This is a genomic window from Aeromonas diversa CDC 2478-85, from assembly GCF_000819805.1.
In the GTDB taxonomy this organism is placed as follows: Bacteria; Pseudomonadota; Gammaproteobacteria; order Enterobacterales; family Aeromonadaceae; genus Aeromonas; species Aeromonas diversa.
On sequence record NZ_CDCE01000016.1, the window covers coordinates 15,353 to 37,084 of the forward strand.

20 protein-coding genes are annotated in these 21,732 nt (G+C 63.0%); 17 read left to right on the top strand and 3 right to left on the bottom strand.

All coding sequences use genetic code 11. The annotated features are described in order from the left end of the window. Positions 1-17 precede the first annotated feature (17 nt). Both fadD and rnd read left to right on the top strand, forming a co-directional pair. Positions 18-1,697 carry a long-chain-fatty-acid--CoA ligase FadD gene (gene fadD / locus BN1121_RS03510; protein WP_005354618.1) on the top strand — a complete coding sequence of 560 codons (1,680 nt, stop codon included), beginning with the start codon at positions 18-20 and terminating at the stop codon, positions 1,695-1,697. Positions 1,698-1,773: 76 nt separating this feature from the next. Continuing rightward, a complete protein-coding gene (rnd, locus tag BN1121_RS03515; RefSeq protein ID WP_005354616.1) occupies positions 1,774-2,886 on the top strand; it encodes a ribonuclease D in 1,113 nt (370 codons plus the stop codon). Here rnd and BN1121_RS03520 read toward each other — a convergent pair. The 3 genes from BN1121_RS03520 to dusC all read right to left on the bottom strand — a co-directional run bounded on the left by BN1121_RS03520 (position 2,840) and on the right by dusC (position 5,150). Next, complete coding sequence (locus BN1121_RS03520) at positions 2,840-3,667, bottom strand: substrate-binding periplasmic protein (protein ID WP_005354614.1); 828 nt, start codon at positions 3,665-3,667, stop codon at positions 2,840-2,842. The two genes, rnd and BN1121_RS03520, sit on opposite strands and share 47 nt — an antisense overlap. Positions 3,668-3,742: 75 nt before the next feature. Further along, a complete protein-coding gene (locus BN1121_RS03525) occupies positions 3,743-4,120 on the bottom strand; it encodes a hypothetical protein (RefSeq protein WP_005354612.1) in 378 nt (125 codons plus the stop codon). 85 nt (positions 4,121-4,205) lie between these two features. Continuing rightward, complete coding sequence (gene dusC, locus BN1121_RS03530; RefSeq protein WP_005354610.1) at positions 4,206-5,150, bottom strand: tRNA dihydrouridine(16) synthase DusC; 945 nt, start codon at positions 5,148-5,150, stop codon at positions 4,206-4,208. Between the two features lie 105 nt (positions 5,151-5,255). Here dusC and BN1121_RS03535 point away from each other — a divergent pair, with 105 nt between their 5' ends. The 15 genes from BN1121_RS03535 (at position 5,256) to BN1121_RS03605 (ending at position 21,726) form a co-directional block, all read left to right on the top strand. Next, positions 5,256-5,630, top strand: a complete 375-nt coding sequence (locus tag BN1121_RS03535; protein ID WP_005354608.1) for a YbaN family protein — start codon at positions 5,256-5,258, stop codon at positions 5,628-5,630. A gap of 105 nt (positions 5,631-5,735) precedes the next feature. Next, positions 5,736-6,281, top strand: coding sequence for an adenine phosphoribosyltransferase (gene apt, locus BN1121_RS03540; protein WP_005354605.1), 546 nt, complete (start codon positions 5,736-5,738; stop codon positions 6,279-6,281). A gap of 161 nt (positions 6,282-6,442) precedes the next feature. After that, the gene (gene dnaX, locus BN1121_RS03545) at positions 6,443-8,737 is read left to right on the top strand and encodes a DNA polymerase III subunit gamma/tau (RefSeq protein ID WP_005354603.1); all 2,295 of its coding nucleotides are present in this window, start codon (positions 6,443-6,445) and stop codon (positions 8,735-8,737) included. A 120-nt stretch (positions 8,738-8,857) separates the two neighbouring features. Further along, entirely contained in the window at positions 8,858-9,187 is a 330-nt protein-coding gene (locus BN1121_RS03550; protein WP_005354602.1) for a YbaB/EbfC family nucleoid-associated protein, read from the top strand. An 87-nt stretch (positions 9,188-9,274) separates the two neighbouring features. Then, positions 9,275-9,733, top strand: coding sequence for a putative pterin-binding protein (locus tag BN1121_RS03555; protein ID WP_005354600.1), 459 nt, complete (start codon positions 9,275-9,277; stop codon positions 9,731-9,733). Positions 9,734-9,841: 108 nt separating this feature from the next. After that, positions 9,842-10,444 (top strand): recombination mediator RecR, encoded by a 603-nt coding sequence (gene recR, locus BN1121_RS03560; RefSeq protein WP_005354598.1) that lies wholly within the window; start codon positions 9,842-9,844, stop codon positions 10,442-10,444. Between the two features lie 179 nt (positions 10,445-10,623). After that, entirely contained in the window at positions 10,624-12,534 is a 1,911-nt protein-coding gene (gene htpG / locus BN1121_RS03565; protein ID WP_005354596.1) for a molecular chaperone HtpG, read from the top strand. A gap of 209 nt (positions 12,535-12,743) precedes the next feature. Continuing rightward, complete coding sequence (gene adk, locus BN1121_RS03570) at positions 12,744-13,388, top strand: adenylate kinase (RefSeq protein ID WP_005354594.1); 645 nt, start codon at positions 12,744-12,746, stop codon at positions 13,386-13,388. 63 nt (positions 13,389-13,451) lie between these two features. After that, on the top strand, positions 13,452-14,426 hold the full coding sequence (hemH, locus tag BN1121_RS03575) for a ferrochelatase (RefSeq protein WP_005354593.1): 975 nt from the start codon (positions 13,452-13,454) through the stop codon (positions 14,424-14,426). Between the two features lie 14 nt (positions 14,427-14,440). Further along, positions 14,441-14,824 carry an MAPEG family protein gene (locus BN1121_RS03580; protein ID WP_005354590.1) on the top strand — a complete coding sequence of 128 codons (384 nt, stop codon included), beginning with the start codon at positions 14,441-14,443 and terminating at the stop codon, positions 14,822-14,824. A gap of 137 nt (positions 14,825-14,961) precedes the next feature. After that, on the top strand, positions 14,962-16,266 hold the full coding sequence (locus tag BN1121_RS03585; RefSeq protein WP_005354588.1) for an inosine/guanosine kinase: 1,305 nt from the start codon (positions 14,962-14,964) through the stop codon (positions 16,264-16,266). Between the two features lie 141 nt (positions 16,267-16,407). Next, the gene (locus BN1121_RS03590) at positions 16,408-18,039 is read left to right on the top strand and encodes a methyl-accepting chemotaxis protein (protein ID WP_005354586.1); all 1,632 of its coding nucleotides are present in this window, start codon (positions 16,408-16,410) and stop codon (positions 18,037-18,039) included. Positions 18,040-18,147: 108 nt separating this feature from the next. After that, on the top strand, positions 18,148-18,513 hold the full coding sequence (locus tag BN1121_RS03595; protein WP_005354584.1) for a DUF2750 domain-containing protein: 366 nt from the start codon (positions 18,148-18,150) through the stop codon (positions 18,511-18,513). Between the two features lie 242 nt (positions 18,514-18,755). Then, positions 18,756-20,183 (top strand): HD-GYP domain-containing protein, encoded by a 1,428-nt coding sequence (locus tag BN1121_RS18965; protein WP_005354582.1) that lies wholly within the window; start codon positions 18,756-18,758, stop codon positions 20,181-20,183. Next, a complete protein-coding gene (locus BN1121_RS03605) occupies positions 20,164-21,726 on the top strand; it encodes an HD domain-containing phosphohydrolase (protein ID WP_005354580.1) in 1,563 nt (520 codons plus the stop codon). Before BN1121_RS18965 ends, BN1121_RS03605 begins: the two co-directional genes overlap by 20 nt. The last annotated feature ends 6 nt before the right edge of the window (positions 21,727-21,732 follow it).

A 21,732-nucleotide genomic window follows, 5' to 3' on the forward strand; every position in this document is an offset into this window, starting at 1 on the left:
ATATGCAGGAGAATCACGTGGAGAAGGTCTGGCTCAAGCGTTACCCAGAAGGGGTTCCGGCCGAGATCGATCCGGATAAATACGGCTCTCTGGTGGAGATGTTCGAAGAGTCGGTGAGCAAGTTTGCCGACCTGCCCGCCTTCGTCAACATGGGGCAGACCATCACCTATCGCCGCCTCGAGGAGCAGTCCCGCGCCTTTGCTGCCTACCTGCAAGGCGAGCTCAAGCTGGAGCGAGGCGATCGGGTTGCGGTCATGATGCCCAACCTGCTGCAGTACCCCATCGCCGTATTCGGCATCCTGCGCGCCGGCATGACGGTGGTGAACGTCAACCCGCTCTATACCCCGCGCGAGCTGGAGCACCAGCTCAAGGATTCGGGTGCCAAGGCGATCGTCATCGTCTCCAACTTCGCTCACACCCTGGAGAAGGTGGTCTACGACACCCCGGTCAAGCACGTCATCCTGACCCGCATGGGCGACAACCTGGGGCTGGCCAAGGGAACCCTGGTCAACTTCGTGGTCAAGTACGTCAAGAAACTGGTGCCCAAATACAATCTGCCGGGGGCCAGCACCATGCGCCATGCCCTCGCCAAGGGACGTTTCCTGCAGTACGTCAAACCCGAGATCAAGAATTCGGATATCGCCTTCTTGCAGTACACAGGCGGCACCACGGGCCTCTCCAAGGGGGCCATGCTGACCCATCGCAACATGATCGCCAACGTCGAGCAGTGCCTGGGTGTCTACGGGCCGCGCCTGCAAGCGGGCAAGGAGTTCGTGGTCACCGCGCTGCCGCTCTACCACGTGTTTGCCCTGACCGTGAACTGCCTGCTGTTCATGCGCCTCGGCGGTAACAACCTGCTCATCAGCAACCCGCGCGATATTCCTGGGTTTATCAAGGAGATCAGGAAGTACCCCTTCACCTGTATCACAGGGGTTAACACCCTGTTCAACGCCCTGGTGAACAACCCTGATTTTTCCTCGATGAGCTTCGAGCGCCTCAAGCTCACCATAGGTGGCGGCATGGCAGTACAGCGCGCTGTGGCCGAGAAGTGGCAGCAGACGACGGGTGTGCCCCTGCTCGAGGGCTATGGCCTGACCGAGTGCGCCCCCCTGGTGAGCGTCTGCCCCTACGATCTGATCACCTACAACGGCTCCATCGGTCTGCCGGTCTGCTCCACCGAGATCCGCCTTGTCGATGACGAGGGTCAGGTGGTGACCGAGCTCGGCAAGCCGGGCGAGATGCAGGTGCGCGGCCCGCAGGTGATGACCGGCTACTGGCAGCGCCCCGAGGCGACTGCCGAGGTGATCCAGGATGGTTGGCTCTGCACCGGCGACATCGCCACCTGTGACGAGCAGGGCTTCTTCAAGATCGTCGATCGCAAGAAAGACATGATCCTGGTCTCCGGTTTCAACGTCTATCCCAACGAGATCGAAGACGTGGTGGCCATGCATCCCAAGGTGCTGGAAGTGGCGGCCGTGGGCATGCCGCACAAGGTGTCCGGCGAGGTGGTGAAGATCTTCGTGGTGCGCAAGGAGCAGAGCCTGAGCGAAGACGAGATGATCGCTCACTGTCGCACACATCTGACTGCCTATAAGGTGCCGAAGCTGGTAGAATTCCGCGACGAACTACCCAAGACCAATGTGGGCAAGATCCTGCGCCGCGTGCTGCGTGACGAGGAGCTTGCCAAGCAGCAATAAGGTCCCTGCCTTCCCCGGCGCCGTGGTTCCCCCACGGCGCTGTTGTTTTCGGGGCAGGTCAGTACAAGGCGAGGCCATGCAATACCAACTGATTTCCGAGCAGACCCGACTCGAGGCCTATCTGGCCCAGCTTGCGGACGGTCCGCTCGCCATCGATACCGAATTTGTACGCACCCGCACCTATTACCCCCAGCTCGGTCTGTTCCAGATCTACGACGGCCACCAGCTGGCCCTGATCGACCCGCTGGCCGTCGACATGTCGCCCCTGTGGAAAGTCCTGGGTGAGCCGGGTCGTCTCAGCGTGCTGCACGCCTCGGGCGAAGATCTCGAGCTCATTCAGCACGAGGCGGGCCACCTGCCGGCCCTGATGCACGACACTCAGCTCGCCGCCGCCTTCCTCGGTTACGGCGTTTCGGTGGGCTTTGGTGCCCTGGTCAAGGATTTTATCGGGGTGGAGCTGACCAAGGATCAGGCCCGCACCGACTGGCTGGCTCGCCCCTTGAGTGCACGCCAGCTCGACTATGCGGCGGCCGATGTCTTCTATCTGGTGCCTCTCTACCAGAAGGTGATGGCGCGGCTCGCCGAGAGCGGCAAGCAGGCCTGGTTTGAGGAGGAGTGCCGCAGCCACTGCGCCCGCAAGGTGGCCATCAGCGATCCCTATCAGGCGTATCTGGACATCGGCAACGCCTGGCAGCTGGGGCGCCGTGAGCTCGCCATCCTGCGCGAACTGGCGGCCTGGCGTCAGCAGGAGGCGGTGCGCCGCGATCTGGCGGTGAACTTCGTGGTCAAGGAGCTGCATCTCTACAAGGTGGCCGAGCGCCGCCCGGCCTCTTTGCGCGATCTTAACGAGCTCGGCCTGCTGCCTATCGAGATCAAGATCCATGGCAAGCGACTGCTCGATATCGTCGCCAAGGTGCAAGGGAGCGATCCCGAGAGCTGGCCAGAGCGGATCCGCCGTCTGGTGGACTTCCCCCAGTACAAGGGGGAGCTCAAGCGCATCAAGGCGCTGGTGGAAGAGAAGTCCAAGGAGTGCGGCGTGCCGCCCGAGCTCATCGCCAGCAAGAAGACCATTCACCAGTATTTCACCTGGAGCTGGCGCATGACCGCAGACGAGCGCGCCGCGGTCGAGCCGCCGGCCCTGCTTACCGGTTGGCGGCGTGAGCTGGTGGGGCATCTCCTATCGACATAGCGTGTAAGGGGAGGTCGGCCCCGAAGCGTTTCAGTATGGCCTGATAGCGTGGCTTGTCGGCCAATAAGGCCCGGATCGAGGCATCGATCCGGGCCTTTTGTATCTCATCGGTCTTCTTGAGACTCATGATGAGGTGAACCGGGGTGATTTGGGGCGTCATCAGCGGGTAGAGCTCATCGAGGGGCAGCGCCGTGTGCCTCAGTCTGATGAGGGTGCCCGGATCCATGATGGCGCCCTGGATCCTATCTGACAGCAGCAGACGGACCAACTGCTCGAGGCGCATGCGAACCTGCAGCTGGCTCTGGACGCGGGGATCAGACAGCAGGGGACGAAAGGTCTCGCCGTAGTCAAACCCCTTGAGCACCCCAATCAGGAAATCGTCCCGCCCGATGAGATCATCCAGCCGCTTGAGATGCCGCCATTGGGGCAACTGGGGGCGATGGATCATCAAGACGGTCAGCTCGGAGCGATACGGCAAGGAGAAACGGGCGTAGCGGGCGCGCTGCTCGGTCTGATTGGCCGACATTCCCAGGTCAATCGAGCCAAATTCCACCTCGCGCAGCACCCTGGCCCAGGGCATCTCGATAAATTGGGGGGTGAAGCCAGCCTCTTCCAGGATGAGACGGGTCAGCTCCACATCCAGGCCGGTCAGGCTCTCGCCACTGCGATAGGCATAGGGGTACCAATTGGTCCAGCCGACGCGCAGGAGCGGATGTGGCTGGGCAGACTCATGGGCCTGCAGGGGAAGCAACAAAGAGAGGAGTAGGAGTAGACGAAACACAAGAGGCCCCCTGCTGGAATCACTCCCCAGAGTATTGAGCAGGGGAGTGCGGCTCACCAGCCAGAGGCGGGATAATTACAACTCGTGGGCGTGATTACCCTTAAGGTAGCGTCGCTCGCAGCTCGGGCAACGCTGCAGGGCCGGATCCTGGTCCAACGCCGCGCCGGAGAGCGGCTCCTCGCAATCGGAGCAGAGCCCGTAGAGCCCCAGCTCCATCTGACAGAGCGCGGCTTCGATATGGAGCAGCCGTGCAATCAGGGACGAGCTCTGATTGGGCAGGAGTCGTTGCCCCAGGCCGATCAGCTGCTCGGTATCACACAGGGCCAGATCGGGCCCAGCTTCTCCTGCTCGTGCCGCCACCATCAGGGCGACCAGCTCGGCGCGTGCGTCGGCCAACAGGGATTCGAGACGGCGATGCCATTCGTCCAGCCGAGCCTCACTCAGTTCACACACAATGCCCCCAACAGGCTAACAACAGTGCGCTCAGTATAGGGAGGCCGAGTGGGGCTCAGAATGACATGAGTCAAGTTAGCCATGGTTAGCCAAGCTTTTCTGCCGCCTGAAGCAGGGCATGGCGGATCGGATCTGTCTCTTTATAGGTACGAAGAGAGAGAAACAGCTCATCGGCTTCGACGTACTCTCGTTTCAGATAGCTAAACCACTGCTTGATGCGGCTCGGGTAGTAGTCGGCCTTGTCACCGGCCAGATCCTGTTCGCTATAGCGCACCATGAGCCTCAATACCTCGGCCCAGCTCATGTGACCGCACCCTTGCTTCATCACGTCGGCAAGGTTGGGCAGTGACAGGGCGCCGCGGCCGACCATCAGGCGATCGCACCCTGACACCTCGCGGCAGCGCAGGGCATCGGCGTGGTTCCAGATCTCGCCGTTGGCGGTGACCGGGATGGGCAGGGCGCGGCGGATGGCGTCCACGTATTCCCAGTGGGCCGGAGGGCGGTAGGCCTCGACCTTGGTGCGGGCATGCACTGCCAGCTCGTTGGCACCGCCCTGATAGACGGCGTCGGCGTTTTCCATGTGCAGGGACTTGTCCTCGAAGCCGAGGCGGATCTTGGCGCTCACCGGCAGGTGCGCCGGCACCACATCGCGCACCGCCCGCACGATGGCGTGCACCGTCTCGGGGGTCTTGAGCAGCACGGCGCCGCCCTGGCTCTTGTTGACCGTGGGGGCGGGGCAGCCGAAGTTGAGATCGACCCCGGGCGAGCCGAGCTCCACGGCGCGCAGGGCGTTTTCGGCCATCCACTCTGGGTGTTGCCCCAGCAGCTGTACCCGCACCGGGGTGCCGGCTCGGGTCTTGCCTCCCTGCTTGAGTTCGGGACAGAGCCGGTAATAGACCTTGGCAGGCAGCAGCTGATCGACCACCCGCACGAACTCGCTGATACAGAGGTCGTAGTCGTTGACGGCGGTGAGGGTCTCGCGCATGAGATGATCGAGTACCCCCTGCATGGGGGCCAGAGTGACGTGCATGAAGATGGCTGCCTGCGTGAAAAAGGAGGCGAGATTGTAGTGGCAAGGGGGGCGCCTGTCAGCCACCATCTCTGCTAGGATGGCGGCACTCTGAGGAGGAGCGAGATGAAGACACTCTTGATGTTGCTTGGTTGGCTCAGTCTCATCACGGGGGTGATTGGGATTGTGCTTCCCCTGCTGCCCACCACCCCTTTCGTACTGCTGGCCGCCGCCCTCTTCGCCCGCTCGTCGCCGCGGTTTCACGCCTGGTTACTGGACCACCGCTACTTCGGTCCCCTGATCCTTGACTGGCAGCAGCACAGGGGCATACGGCGCTCGGCCCGGCGGCGTGCCAACGTCTTTATAGTGATGACCTTCTCACTCTCGCTGATCCTGATACCCGATATCCGGGGGCGTGTCCTGCTCGTGGCGATAATGGTGATCCTGCTCACTTGGATCAATCGTTTGCCCCTGGTCGAGCCAGTTGCATTGAAGGAGTGAAGTGCCTAAGCTATGGCGGCAAAATGCAATGGAGTTGGCCTGTCATTTTTGCGATGACGGGCTTTTTTGTTTTTCGCCGAGGCGAATCGAATCAACGGTTACAACATGAACCCGGATACCCTGAAGTTTCTCGAAAACAGCATCAAAACCATTCCCGACTATCCCAAGCCGGGCATCATGTTTCGCGACATCACCAGTCTGGTGGAAGATGCCAAGGCATTTCGTACCACCATCGATCTGCTGGTGAATCACTATCAGGATCAGGGCATCACCAAGGTAGTGGGTACCGAGGCGCGCGGTTTTATCTTCGGTGCGCCGGTCGCCTGTGCCCTCGGCGTTGGCTTCGTACCGGTGCGCAAGCCGGGCAAGCTGCCGCGCGAGGTGATCGAGGAGTCCTACGAGCTGGAGTACGGCCAGGACACCCTGCAGATGCACACCGATGCCATCGTGCCCGGTGACAAGGTGCTGGTGGTCGATGACCTGTTGGCGACCGGCGGCACCGTCGACGCTGCGGTCAAGCTTATCCGTCGCGCCGGTGGTGACGTTGTCGATGCGGCCTTCGTCATCTCCCTGCCCGAGCTGGGTGGCCATGCGCGCCTGACCTCTGCCGGCGTCAAGGTGTTGAGCCTGGTCGAGTTCGAGGGGGAGTAAGCCCGCTCGTCCCGCCAAGGGCCACCTCAGGGTGGCCCTTGGCGTTTCTGGATGTCGTAAATCCGCTCACTCGGGCCCGGTTCGCCCCCCGGACGGTATTGCCGTCGCCCCCTTTGTGTTAGCATCGCCGCCAATACCCTCCCAGCCCCAGATGGAGTGCAATGAGCTATCAGGTCCTGGCCCGCAAGTGGCGCCCCCGTACATTCGACCAGGTGGTGGGTCAGCAGCATGTGCTGACCGCCCTCACCAATGCCCTGGAGCAGGGACGACTGCACCATGCCTATCTGCTGAGTGGCACCCGAGGGGTCGGCAAGACCACCATTGCCCGTATCCTGGCCAAGAGCCTCAACTGTGAGCAGGGGGTGAGCAGTCATCCGTGCGGCGTCTGTGACACCTGCCGCGAGATCGATCAAGGCAACTTCGTCGATCTGCTGGAGATCGATGCGGCGTCGCGTACCAAGGTGGAAGACACCCGGGAACTGCTCGACAACGTCCAGTATCGCCCGGCACGCGGTCGCTTCAAGGTCTATCTCATCGACGAAGTGCACATGCTCTCGCGCCATAGCTTCAATGCGCTGCTCAAGACGCTGGAAGAGCCGCCTCCCTATGTGAAGTTTCTGTTGGCGACCACGGATCCCCAGAAACTGCCCATCACCATCCTCTCTCGCTGTTTGCAGTTCCACTTGAAGAGCCTGGATCAGACCCTGATCGCCAAACAGCTCGAATGGGTGCTGGACAGGGAGGCGCAGCCGTTCGAGCCGCGCGCCCTGCTGGCCCTGGCCAAGGCGGCCGACGGCAGCATGCGTGATGCCCTGAGCCTGACCGACCAGGCCCTGGCCCACGGTAACGGCAGCGTTCGCCTCGAGAGCGTGCTGGCCATGCTTGGCACCCTGGATCATCGCCACCTCTATCAGCTGGTGGAGGCGGTGCTGCGCCAGGATGCGCCGGCCGCCATAGCCAAGGTGGCCGAGATGGCGACCCTGGGACCCGATTTTGATCAGCTGCACGCCGAGCTGGAGGCCCTGCTGCACCGCACCGCGCTGGCCCAGCTGCTCCCCTCGAGCGTGCAGGAAGAGGGAGGCGATGCCGACGCCCTGCGTCTGTTGGCCCAGACCATGAGCCCCGAAGAGGTGCAGCTCTGTTACCAGATCGCCCTCAACGGTCGCAAGGAGCTGCCCTGGGCCCCGGATGGTCGCTCCGGCCTCGAGATGACGGTGCTGCGCATGCTCGCCTTCTCGCCCCGCCGGGTCGCGCTACCGCCGGCGAGCTTCAGCCCGGCCGCCCAGGCCATGGCCCCGCTGGGTGGCATGATGGCAACCCCGACACAGGCGATGGCCCCTGCTGGCGAGTTGCTACCTGCCGAGCCCCGGACGGCGGCGGACGAGGTTACCCCTGCGCCGGTGGTCGCTGCCGAAACGGGAAAGCCCATGGTGGCGGGAGCGCCTGAGCCCGCCGAGCACGCCCTCTTTGCCGAGCAGGCCGAGCTGATGCAACAGGCCGAGCAGATGGGCTATGGCCTGCCTGCGCCGCAGGAGACCGAGGATCCTGCGCCTCCCGAGGCGTCTGAGGAGCCTGCCCCCCCGGCACCCGAGCCCCAGGTGTCGAGCGCCCTGGCGCTGCTTGGCAAGAAAAATATGCTGCGCAGCCGGGTGCGCGGGGAGCCGGCTCAGGCACGTACCCCGTCGGCCGCGCCGACGCGCCAGCCACAGGCTCCAGTGATGGCGCCGGTGCCAAGGCCCGAGCCCTCGCGTCCTGCCCCGGTGGATCCCGCCTTCGCGCCGTTGGAGGAAGAGGAGGATGACGGCCAGCTCTGGAGCGACTATGAGGCGGCCATGGCCGGTGGCGGGGCCCCCGCATCCGCCCCTCTGGTCGATGATCTGCCCCCTTGGCCGTTGGAGGATGCCCCGGCGCCAGTGATCGCCCCCGAGCCGCTCGCGCAGCCCGAGCCCGCGTTCGAGGCGCGTGAACCCGTGTCCCCCGAGCGACTCCCCATCGACTGGGATGAGCTCGAAGGCGAGGAGGAGCAGGGGGATTTTGGTGAACGCCTCATTCCCTCCACGCTGCTGGCTCACTGCGGTGACCCCTGGGCCGAGCTCATCTCCCACACTCAGGTTGGGGGGCGACTGCGTCAGCTCGCTATTAACTCCATCCTGCGTCAGGAGCCCGGCCTGCTGCACCTGACCCTCAAGCCCGAGCAGCGCCATCTGGTCAGCGACAAGGCGTGCCAGGCCCTGGCCGAGCACCTGATGCCGGCGCTCGGCGAAGCGGTGCGGGTCGAGGTGGAGCTCGGGGTCGTCGAGGGGCAGGAGACGCCGCTCGAGATCGAGCATCGCCTCTATATGCAGGCGCTCGAGCAGGCCAGGGGAGATATGCAGGGAGACCCCCATATCCAGTTTCTGCGTCAGCGCTTCGGGGCCGAGCTCCATATCGATTCTATCGAGCCACTGACTGACTGATGTCAGCCGTGCTGACGCATCCTCCGGGCTCGCCCGGCTTGAAAAAATGCTTGCCGCCCCCATATTGTTCGGTAAGCCCCGCGGCCTGGCCGCATCCGTTCACGATGAGAGACGAGAGATATGTTTGGTAAAGGTGGAATGGGTAACCTGATGAAGCAGGCGCAGCAGATGCAAGAGCGCATGCAGAAGATGCAAGAGCAGCTGGCCGAGATGGAAGTGACCGGCGAATCTGGCGCTGGCATGGTCAAGGTCACCATGACCGGTAACCACAGCGTGCGCCGTGTCGATATTGACGCCAGCCTGATGGAAGATGACAAGGAGATGCTCGAGGATCTCATCGCAGCCGCCTTCAACGATGCGGTGCGCCGTGTCGAGGAGCAGAACAAGACCAAGATGGCCGAGTTGACTGGCGGCATGCAGCTGCCCCCCGGCTTCAAGATGCCGTTTTAATGACGAAGGCCCCGTTTTAACGGGGCCTTTTTGTTTCTGATTCAGAGCCATAGGCTATGATTGTGGTGGTTTTAACGGGAGATCATCATGCGCACGCTACACGCTTTCTGGATTGGACTTCTGCTGCTGGCCCCCTCGCTCTGGGCCGAGCCCTTGTTGACGATCAACGGGGGCGGCGAGCCACTTAGCCTCACTCGCGAGCAGTTCAGTGCCCTGCCACAGCACAGTGTCAAGACCAAGACCCCTTGGACCGAGGGAGTACACTCCTATAAGGGGGTGCTGCTGCGGGACTTGCTGAATCAGGCCGGCGTCAAGACCCCCGAGGTGTGGGTCGTGGCACTCAACGACTATGCGGCGTCTATTCCCAAGGAAGATGCTGACCGCTATCCCGTACTGGTGGCGGCCGAGCAGGACGGCGCTGCGCTCACGGTTCGCAGCAAGGGGCCGCTCTGGATCATCTATCCCCTGAGCGACTTCCCCGAGCTCGACAAGGAGCGTTATCACAGTCGCATGGTGTGGCAGGTCAAACGTCTGGAAGTGCGCTGACCCCAGGCTGCGCTCACCTGGCGCATGACTCTTGGCCCGGGACCATGGCAAGGGGGCCCGGGTTTGGGTATAGTCCTGCCCCAAAACCGTGAGCAAAACGAGAGCGCGATGAAATTCAGCCCCCTCCTTGACGAAATGATCAAGGCCCTGCAAGTGCTGCCCGGTGTGGGCCCCAAGTCTGCCCAGCGGATGGCGTTCCAGCTGCTCGAGCGCGAGCGCAGCCGCGGCCTGCGGCTGGCCCAGACCCTGACCCGGGCGTTGACCGAGATTGGTCACTGCAGCCATTGCCGCACCTTCACCGAGAACGAGCAGTGCGATCTGTGCGCCAGCCCCAAACGTGCCGAGAACGGCCTGCTCTGCGTGGTGGAGAGCCCGGCCGACGTGGCCGCCATCGAGCAGACCGGACACTACAGCGGGCGCTACTTCGTGCTGATGGGCCACCTCTCGCCGCTGGATGGCATTGGCCCCGAGGAGCTCGGGCTCGAGATCCTCGAGCGCCGCTTGCAAGACGAGGCGATTGAGGAGTTGATCCTTGCCACCAACCCCACCATAGAGGGGGATGCCACCGCCTACTACATCGCCGAGATGGCCCGGGCCGCCGGGGTCAAGGTGAGCCGTATTGCCCACGGGGTGCCGGTCGGCGGCGAGCTGGAGCTGGTGGATGGCACCACGCTCTCCCATTCATTGATGGGGCGTCAGCCCCTCAACTGAGACTCTTGAGTCTGGTTCCTCAAGGCCCCGCCCATGCGGGGCCTTGGTCTTGGTGACGACCATTGGCCAAATGTGCGGCAGTCGTTTCGGTATTTTAGTGATCGCCCCTTGAAAGTCGTTTGAGTGCCCCCATCTTCCTTGTCGAATCCGTTCAACCTGAAATCGTCAAGGAATTGCCGATGACCCAAGCCGTTCATGCAGAAACCCACGGGTTTCAGACCGAAGTCAAACAGCTGCTGAGCCTGATGGCCCACAGCCTCTACTCCAACAAAGAAGTGTTCCTGCGCGAGCTCATCTCCAACGCCTCCGATGCCGCGGACAAGCTGCGCTTCAAGGCGCTCTCCGAGGCTTCCTTGTATGAGAACGACGGTCAGCTGCGCGTTCGTCTCATCGTCGATAAAGACGCGCGCACCCTGACCATCTCCGACAACGGGATCGGGATGAGCCGTGACCAGGTGATCGAGCACCTGGGGACCATCGCCCGCTCCGGCACCGCCGAGTTCTTCAAGAACCTCTCCGGCGACCAGAGCAAAGATTCCCAGCTGATCGGTCAGTTCGGGGTCGGTTTCTACTCCGCCTTCATCGTCGCCGACAAGGTGACCGTGGTTTCCCGCGCCGCCGGCGAGCCGGTTGATCGCGCCGTGCAGTGGGAATCCGAAGGGGAGGGCTCCTTCACCGTGGCGGATGTCACCAAGGAGAGCCGCGGTACCGACGTGATCCTGCATCTGCGTGCCGAGGAAGAAGAGTTTCTCGACGACTGGCGGCTGCGCTCCGTGGTGGGCAAGTACTCCGATCACATCTCGATTCCGGTGGAGATGTACAAGGAGGGCACCCCGGATCGGGAAGAGGATGGCGAGACCATCGTCGGCACCCCGGGTGAGTGGGAGCAGGTCAACCGCGCCACCGCCCTGTGGACTCGCAACCCGAAAGAGATCAAGGACGAAGAGTACCAGGAGTTCTACAAGCACATCGCCCACGACTTCGAGGATCCGCTCTTGTGGGCCCACAACCGGGTCGAGGGTGCCCAGGAGTACACCAGCCTGCTCTACGTGCCGGCCCGCGCCCCGTTTGATCTCTACAACCGCGAGCAGAAGCACGGCCTCAAACTCTACGTGCAGCGCGTCTTCATCATGGACGACGCCGAGCAGTTCATGCCCACCTACCTGCGCTTCGTGAAGGGGGTGCTGGACTCCAATGATCTGCCGCTCAACGTGAGCCGCGAGATCCTGCAAGACAACAAGACCACGGCAGCCCTGCGCAAGGCGTGCTCCAAGCGGGTGCTCTCCATGCTCTCCAAGCTCGCCAAGGACGATGCCGAGAAGTACGCCACCTTCTGGAAAGAGTTCGGCAACGTGCTCAAAGAGGGTCCGGCCGAGGACTATGCCAACCGCGAAGAGATCGCCAAGCTGTTGCGCTTTGCCAGCACCGCCGGTGACGGCGAGGCCCAGACTGTGTCGCTGGAAGATTACGTCGGCCGTATGAAGGAAGGTCAGCAGAAGATCTACTACATCACCGCTGACTCTTACGCCGCCGCCAAGAACAGCCCGCATCTGGAGATCTTCCGCAAGAAGGGCATCGAGGTGCTGCTGATGTGGGATCGCGTCGACGAGTGGCTGATGAGCCACTTGAGCGAGTTCGACGGCAAGCAGATGATCTCGGTCACCCGTGGCGAGCTGGATCTCGGCGAGCTGGAAGACGCCGCCGACAAGGAGGCCCAGGAGGCGTCCGAGAAGGCCAACGCCGGCCTCATCGAGCGGGTGAAGCAGAGCCTGGGCGATGCGGTCAAAGAGGTGCGCGTCACCCATCGCCTGACCGACTCGCCGTCGTGCATCGTCACCGACGCCTACGGCATGAGCACCCAGATGCTCAAGCTGATGCGCGCCGCCGGTCAGCCGGTGCCGGAGCAAAAGTACATCCTCGAGCTCAACCCGGAGCACGCCCTGGTCAAGAAGCTGGGCGACATCGAGGATGAGGCCCTGTTCGGTGACTGGGTCACCCTGCTGCACGAACAGGCCCAGCTGGCGGAGCAGGGTGGGCTGACCGATCCGGCCAGCTTCGTGGCCCGGGTCAACCGGCTGCTGCTCGGCTGATACCCCAAGGCCCGCTTCGGCGGGCCTTGTCATGTCTGCTGCATTTTCACTCAACCAAAGGGACTCACCCCTCTGACGGGGTGGGCACAAACGGGCCGGCAAACTGGCGTCAAAATGGCCGTTCGCCCCGCTTTGTCTTGTGGAAGTGGGGGAAAGCGTGTAATTTTTCCCCCGCGAAAGATTTGAATAACCAATCAATAGGAGCGTGTATGCGCATTGTTCTGCTCGGGGCACCGGGTGCCGGCAAGGGTACCCAGGCTCAGTTCATCATGGAAAAACACGGTATTCCGCAGATCTCCACCGGCGACATGCTGCGTGCCGCGATCAAGGCGGGCACCGAGCTCGGCCTCAAGGCGAAGGCGGTGATGGACGCAGGTCAACTGGTCTCCGACGACATCATCATCGGTCTGGTTAAAGAGCGTATCGCCCAGGCCGATTGCGCCAACGGCTTCCTGCTGGACGGTTTCCCGCGCACCATTCCCCAGGCCGAGGCCATGAAGGAAGCGGGTGTGAACGTGGACTTCGTGCTCGAGTTCGACGTGCCGGACGAAGAGATCGTCAAGCGCATGAGCGGCCGCCGCGTGCACCCGGGCTCGGGCCGCACCTACCACGTCGTCTTCAACCCGCCCAAGGTGGAAGGCAAGGATGACGTGACCGGCGAGGATCTGGTGATCCGTGCCGACGACGAAGAGACCACAGTGCGCAAGCGCCTCGACGTCTACCACACCCAGACCGCTCCGCTGGTCGGGTTCTACAAGACAGAGGCCGATGCCGGCCGCACCCAGTACCACAAGATCGACGGCACCCAGAGCGTCGATGCAGTGAGCCAGCAACTGGCTACCCTGCTGGGCTAAAGTTTGGTATTAAAAGAGGGCCCGTCAGGGCCCTTTTTTATAACAATGATTCAGAGAAGCAAAGTGACAACCAAAACCGGGATCCTGCTCGTCAATCTGGGCACGCCGTCTGCCCCGACCACAGCGGCCGTCAAGGCCTTCCTCCGTCAGTTTTTGCACGACCAGCGGGTGGTGGATCTGCCGCGCGCCCTCTGGTGTCCACTGCTCCATTTCATCATACTGCCGACCCGCTCCCCCAAGGTGGCCAAGCTCTACCAATCTATCTGGAGCGCCGATGGCTCACCCCTGATGGCCATCAGCCAGCGCCAGCGTACGGCCCTGGAGCAGGAGCTCAAGCGTGAGGGCGTCGAGGTGCCGGTGGCTCTGGCCATGACCTATGGCTCTCCCTCCATGAGCGACGCATGGGCGAGCCTCAAGGCGCAGGGCGTGAACCGGGTCATCATATTGCCCCTCTATCCCCAGTATTCGGTGAGCACCACGGCCAGCGTGTTCGACGCCTGGGCCAAGGCGATGAAAAAAGAGCGCAACCTGCCGGTGATGCGCCTCATCCACGACTATCATGCCCACCCGGACTACATCCGTGCCCTGGCCCAGAGCGTGCGCCGCTACTGGGAGCAACAGGGGCAGGGGGATCACCTGCTGATGTCGTTTCACGGCATTCCCGAGCGTTATCAGGAAGAGGGTGACCCCTATGGTTATCAGTGCCACGAGACGGGCCAACTGCTGGCCACCGAACTCGGTCTGGCCGAGGGAAGCTGGAGCGTTACCTTCCAGTCGCGCTTTGGCAAGGAGGAGTGGCTCAAGCCCTATACGGACGAGACGGTCGCTGCCCTGCCGGCCAAGGGGATAAAACGGCTCGACGTCGTCTGCCCCGCCTTCTCGGCCGATTGCCTCGAGACCCTGGAGGAGATCGACGGCCAGAACCGTGAGCTGTTCCTCGAACACGGCGGCGAGGCGTTTCACTATATTCCGTCCCTTAACGACGACCCGGCCCATATCCGCATGATGGTGTCGCTCATCTGCCGCGAACTGGCCTGAAAGGAGATGCAAGGATGCTACACGTTACTCTGATCTACGCGGGCCTGCTCGGCCTGCTCTTCCTGGGCCTGTCGGCCTGGGTCATTCGCTGCCGTTTTCGCTATCGCGTCTCGCTTGGGGACGGCAATGAGCCCGTGCTGCGTGCCGCCATGCGGGCGCATGGCAACTTCGCCGAGTATGTGCCCCTGGTGCTGCTGTTGATGGGCGGCGGTGAGCTGACCGGGGCTGCGATGCCCATGCTCCATGGCATCGGGTTGTTGCTGCTCGGTGGACGCTTGCTGCATGCGGTTGGCGTACAGCAGAAGCGCGCCCCCAATCCGGCGCGACAAGTGGGGATGGTGGCCACCTTCACCGCCCTGTTGCTGGCGAGTGGGCAGGCCCTCTATCTCGGATTCTGAGCCATTTTTATGGCAAACGTTTTCGGTCTCGCGCTAGGCTCATCTTGGTGAGGAAAGTGAAAAGGGCGACTTTTCGCACCGCTGCTATGTGGTAGAATCGCGCCCCACTTTTTCCCCTTCAGCCGAAGATCAGAGCCATGAAATTTCCCGGTCAGCGCAAGTCCAAACACTACTTTCCGGTGGATCGCCGCGATCCCCTCATCTCCCAAAGCGCCACCCTCGGCGCACGGGGCAAAGCATATGTGGTAGGGATTGATCAGACGCTGGTCGACATTGAAGCCCACGTGGACCTCGACTTTCTCGAGCGTTATGGCCTGAGCCGTGGCCACTCCATGCTCATCTCCGACGAGGTGGCCGAGCAGATCTACGACGAGCTCAAGAGCAACAACATGGTGGTGAGCGAGTTTGCCGGTGGCACCATAGGCAACACCATGCACAACTATTCTGTGCTGGCGGACTCCCACTCCATCCTGCTTGGGGTCATGAGCCAGGACATCCGCATCGGCAGCTATGCCTACCGTTACCTGTGCAACACCTCGTCGCGGGTCAACCTCGACTACCTGCAACCGGTCGACGGCCCCATCGGGCGCTGCTTCACCTTCATCACCGACGGGGGCGAGCGCAGCTTTGGCATCAACCCCGGCAAGATGGACCATCTGGATGTGGCTCACATCCCCGAGAGCATCATCAAGGAGGCCTCGGCCCTGGTCATCACCGCCTATCTGGTGCGCGGTGAAGATGGCACTCCCATGAAGGAGGCGGCCATGAGCGCGGTGCGCTACGCCCGCGAGGCCGGCGTGCCCGTGGTGCTGACCCTGGGTACCCGCTTCGTCATCGAGTCCGATCCCCAGTGGTGGCGCGACTTCATCAGCGAGAACGTCACCGTGCTCGCCATGAACGAAGAAGAGGGCGAGGCCCTGACCGGTTTCTCCGATCCCCTGGCCGCCGCCGACAAGGCGCTGGACTGGGCCGACATGGTGCTCTGCACAGCTGGTCCGGTCGGCCTCTACATGGCTGCCTATACCGAGGATGACTTCAAGCGCGAGACGACCCTGTCGCTGCTGCCGGGTGTCATCCCCGAGTTCAACATGTACGAGTTCAGCCGCCCCATGACCCGCAGCGGCTGCCGCGTGCCCAAGCGCATCTACTCCCACATCGCCCCCTACATGGGTGGTCCGGAGAAGATCAAGAACACCAACGGCGCCGGCGACGGGGCCCTGTCTGCCGTGCTGCACGACATGGTGGCCAACGCCTACCACCGCAGTGCCGTGCCCAATTCCGCCAAGCACGTGGCCGACTTCCTGACCTACTCCTCCCTCTCTCAGGTGTGCAAATACGCCAACCGGGTGAGCTACGAGGTGTTGGCCCAGAGCAGCCCGCGCCTGTCGCGCGGCCTGCCGGAGAAGGAAGACAGCCTGGAAGAGGTGTACTGGGAGCGTTGATCCCGGCATGTGTGAGAAGGGGCCCTTGGGCCCCTTTTTCGTGTCCGCTATCAAACTCCTGATGCATGAGCGCGGAGTCAAATGGACTATTTGATCCTAATGCCATAGCGTAGCTAGACCTGTTCAACGGAGGAACTCGGTGTGCTAAGAACGCTCTCCATTCGCCAGCGTCTGTTGCTGGTGTCGCTACTCATTGTCCTCTCCCTCGTCCTGTTGACCCTGCTTGCTGCCACCCTGGACTATCGCAGTCTGATGGCGGAGAAGGGCAAGCAGACCCGTCATCAGGTCGAGACGGCCTGGAGCCTGGTGGCCAGCTACGCCAAGCGGGTCGAGGCCGGGGAGCTTGATGAGGCGCAGGCCAAGCAGGCGGCGCTCCAGACACTCAAGGCGCTGCGTTATGGCCATGATGACTACTTCTGGATCAACGACAGCCGCCCCTTCATGGTGATGCACCCGATGAAGCCGGCGCTCGATGGCCAGGATCTCTCCACCATCAAAGATCCCAGTGGCAAGCGTCTCTTCGTCGAGTTTGTGACCGCCACCCAGACCCAGCGCGAAGGGGGGCATGTGGCCTATCAATGGCCCAAGCCGGGGGCGGATGAGCCCGTGGCCAAGATCTCCTTTGTGAAGCGTTTCGAGCCCTGGGACTGGATCATCGGAACCGGCATCTATGTGGATGACGTGCAGCAGCAGTACTGGCAGGTCTTGGTGCGGCTGTTGGCGCTCAGCGGCGTGATCCTGGCCGTCCTCTGCGGCGCGCTCTGGTGGCTGACGCGCTCTATCGTGACGCCGCTGGCGGCGACGACCGGGGCGCTCGACGAGCTGGCACGCGGGGAGGGGGATTTACGGGCCAGGTTACAGGCCGAGGGGCGTGACGAGCTATCGGCGCTGGCTCGCAACTTCAACCGCTTCACCGAACAGATGGGCTCTTTGGTGCAGCAGGTGCAGGGTATTGCGGCGGAAAACGACAAGGCGGCCACCCAGCTGGCGTCGGTCGCACGTAGCCACCATCGGCTCGCCAATGAACAGGTGGGGGATACGAAGAAGGCGGCCGAGGCGATCGCGCTGGTGACGACCGGCTGCACCCAGATTGGCGACCATACCCGTGAGGCGGCGGCGTCGGCCGAGCAGGCCATGATGATGATCCGGGAGGGGCAGAGCCTGATGCAGGAGACGGCCGATGCGGTCGGTCGTCTTGCCGCCCAGCTGATGACCTCGGTCACCGCCGTGTCACAGCTGGACTCCAACAGTCAGAGCATCGAGAAAGTTCTTGAGGTGATCCGCGGGGTCGCCGAGCAGACCAACTTACTGGCCCTCAATGCCGCCATCGAGGCGGCCCGGGCCGGGGAGCAGGGACGCGGCTTTGCGGTGGTGGCCGATGAGGTACGCACCCTGGCCAATCGCACCCACGCCTCGACCGATGAGATCCGCGACATGATAGCCAGGGTGCAAGAAGGGACGGCCCAGGTGACGGGCCAGATCGGTCAGTTGCAGTCTCTTTCGGACGTCACCGCCAGCTCGGCGGCTCGCATGGGCGAGGTGATCGGCCATATCTCGACCGTCATCGATACCATCAGCCGAATGAACGGGCATATTGCCGAGGCGGCGAATCAGCAGGCCGACTCTGTGCTGGGGATCCACAGCCACATGGACACGATAGCTCAGGCTGCCCACCGGGCCCTCGAGCATAACGAGCAGACGGAGCGGGCCGTGGTTCAGCTTGAATCGCGCAGCAGGCAGCTCTCCACCCTGGTCGGCAGCTATCGAATATGAGGAAAGGGCGGGCTTTTTTCCCCGAATCCCTTGAGTCCACAGGGGTTTTGGGCGACCATTTGCCCCAGATGGCCACGCTGGCCCGCGCACAGTGCAAGAGAGACTCCAATGAGCAAGTTAACAGAAAACCTTGACGCCAATTTCCAGCTGTTTGTCGAAGAGGTCCGTGAGTCGGGCCAGTTGTGGGGGCTGCGTTACGGTGAGGACTGGGTCGTCTGCCAATCGGCCGAATTTGAAGACGCCGATGTGATGCCGCTCTGGTCCAACGAGGCCGATGCTCGACTGCACTGTGCCGAGGAGTGGGCCGACTACGAGCCGGATGCCATCGATCTGGAAGAGTTCCTCGACGTCTGGGTCAACGATCTGGACGAGGATGAGGTGCTGATTGGCCCGAACTGGAACAGCGATCTGGAAGGGGCCGAAGTGGAGCCCATCGAGCTGGCCAAGGTGCTGGTCGAGCTCGACGAGGCCTGATCCCTCCTTCAGCCTCATCGCCGATTGAACACCCTGCGGGCGCAGCTCGCAGGGTGTTTTTATTGGTCGTGACCGACCCCGGAGAACGGCTTATTGATAAGAGACGCTTCTAGCGGTGGCGTCAATGGCGTATTCTTTTGGAGCTCAATAGAGGCATTCGCTCTCGAGAGCCTCCGAGAGGGGGTCATGCCTCGCTTGCTTCGCTTATGGGATGCTGAGGCTAATGTCGCAGGGAGGTGGGGGTGAATCAGGTGCAGCCGTGGGATGAGGTGAAGTGGCAGGTCCTGTGGGATCTGGCACTCATCATCGGCCAGGAGGAGCGATTATCCTCCTTGCTTGATGCCGTCATGGCGCGGGTCAGCCATCACACCGGCGCGCTGGCCGCCGTGGTGTTGGGGCGCGAGGGCGATGCGCTTCACCTGCTGGGTGCCACCTCGCCGCCTCCGGATGGCGCCGCCTTTCGATGCGACGCCCATGCGCTCGCGCAGCCGGCGCAGCTGGTGGCAACGCTCTGGCCCGAGCGGGGCGCGCACGCGGCGTTTTTCACCCTCGCCCCCGAAGAGGGTACGCTCTTGCTGTTTCTGCTGGCGGAGGGGGAGCATCCCGACTGGTCGTCGCGCCTATCCCCGCTGTTACCCAATCTGGCTCGGGCACTGGGCGCCAGTCGTGAGCACGAGCGGTTGGCCTTGATGCTGGCTCAGAGTGCCGAGTTTCAGCTGCCCTCTCTCCTGCTGGAGGCACTTCCCTTACCCCTCTTTATTCAAGACGCCCGTGGCCATCTGGTGTGGGGAAACGCCCCTTTCAACGCACTGCTTGGCATCGAGCAAGCCACTCAGCTGGGCTTGCCGGTCGAGTCATGGTGGCCCGGGCTCGGGGGAAGGCGGATGAGCCAGCTCGATCATGGGTTGATCCTCTTTGGGGGGACGTATCGTGAAACGCTATCTCTGCCCTCACAGGGGGATCTGCTCTGCTGCAAAGGGGCCCTGCGCAATGGGGGCGGGCCGAGTGCGGGCCTGGTGGGGGCGCTCTTGGGTGAGGGCGATCTCTGGTCTCAGGACGTCGTCTTGGAGCCCGTGATGAGGGTGCTTTCGCTCGGGATGACGCACAGGGACAGCAACACCCGTGAGCATGAGCTGAGGGTCATGGATCTCGCCGCGCACATCGCCGATCGCCTGGTGCTCTCCCCCCGGCAGAGCAAGGCGCTGGCATTGGCCGCCATGGTCCACGATGTGGGGCTGATCCGGGTGCCGGCCGAGATCCTGGTGCGCCCACGCCGCCTCACTCCCCTCGAGTTTGAATTTGTGAAGGCCCATGCCCGGGACGGCTATGAGCAGATAAGAGAGCTTCCGCTGTCACTCCCTATCGCCGACATCATCTTGCAGCACCACGAGAACCTCGATGGTAGCGGTTACCCTCAGGGGCTCAAGGGGGAAGAGATCCTCCTGGAGGCTCGCATCTTAAGGGTGGCCGACACCATAGAGGCGATGCTCTCGCACCGTCCGTTTCGCCATCAGTTTGACCAGGAGGCGGTGCTGGCCGAGCTGCGTCATTACAGCGGCCTCTGGTTCGATGCCCGGGTGGTCGAGGTCGCAATAGGGCTACTCGAGTCGGGCTATCATCTGCCCCAGATCCCGCTTTCAGGAGGTGACCATGGCTCGGGAAGCGTTTAGCCAGGAGGCGGTCCCCTCCCTGGTGGGGTTGCCACCCACCCAGCTGCGGATGCTGGTGGAGCAGTTGCCCACGCGCCTTCTGGTCCGGGACCGGGCAATGGTTATCCAGGGTTGTAGTGCCCCGCTGGCGGCAGATCTGGCCCTGCCGGTGGGCACCCTGGTGGGGAGACGCCTCGACGAGGTGCTACCCGCCAGTTGGTTGGAGGGGGATGAAAGGGTCATCGAGCAGGGAGAGATAGTGACCCTGAGCCGCACCTACCCGTATGGTGATGGCGAACCCCAGGTGCAGCTGACCAAGTTTCCGCTCTATGACGGGGCGGGCGCCGTGGTGGGGTGTGGGCTCAGCGTCGCGACGCCCTGGAGCGGCAGGGCCGATCGGGATCTGAGGCGAAAGGTCTGGGCCATGGAGGCCAGCAGCCGTTGTAACCGGGCCCTGGTGACGGCCCAGAGCGTGGAGGGGCTGCAGCAAGGGGTATGTGAGGCGCTGGTGCTGGAGGATCGTTATCGCCTGGCGCTGGTCGCCTGGCTCGAGCCGGGGGAGGAGCATGCCGTGGTGTTGGCGGCCCAGGCAGGCGAGGCGAGCGGTTACCTCGAAGGGATTGCCCTGACCTGGGATGATGTGCCCGTGGGGCAGGGGCCTGTGGGTCGTTGTCTGCGGGAGGGGCGCAACATCTACGAAGCGGACCTCATCCGCAGCCAGCATGCGACCTTTTGGCGGCGGCGTGCCGAGCATTTTGGCCTCGGCTCCGCGTTGGCGCTGCCCCTGCTTTGTAGCGATGGGCGCAGGGGGGCGCTGGCCCTCTATGCCGATATCCCTCATGCCTTTGGTGAGGAGGAGATCACCCTCTTTGGCGAGCTGGCCGACAACCTGGTCTATGGTCTCGAATCCCTCTGGACCCGTGAGGCCTATCACTCCACGCTGCGCGCCCACGCAGCCCAAGCCCTGGTTCAGGAGAAGGCACTGGCGGATGCGCTCGAGGCGATCGCCGCCACCCTGGAGCAGCGCGATCCCTACACGGCCGGTCACCAGCAGCAGGTGGCCGAGCTGGCCCTGCGCATTGGCATGGAGCTCGGGCTCACGGCACATCGGCTGCGTGGCCTCTATCTGGCGGGCATCGTCCACGATCTGGGCAAGATCCAGATCCCCATCGAGATATTGAACAAGCCGGGGCGTCTGACCGCGCTGGAGTATGAGCTGGTCAAGCAGCATCCCACCACCGCTTACGAGATCCTCAAGGGGATCGCCTTTCCCTGGCCCATCGCCGAGATCATCTATCAGCATCATGAGTTTCTCGATGGCTCGGGGTACCCCCGTGGCATAGGGGGAGAGTCGCTGCTGCTGGAGGCGCGGATCCTGACGGTGGCCGACATCGTCGAGTCCATGTCGTCCGATCGTCCCTATCGCGCCGCCCTGGGGGTTGCGCAGGCCCGAGACGAGATCCTGAGGATGAAGGGGTCTCGTCTCGATCCCGACGTGGTGGATGCCTGCATCAGGATCCTTGAGCGGGGCGAGTTCGAGCCCAGGCCCTTGAGTCTGGGGTAGCTTGTC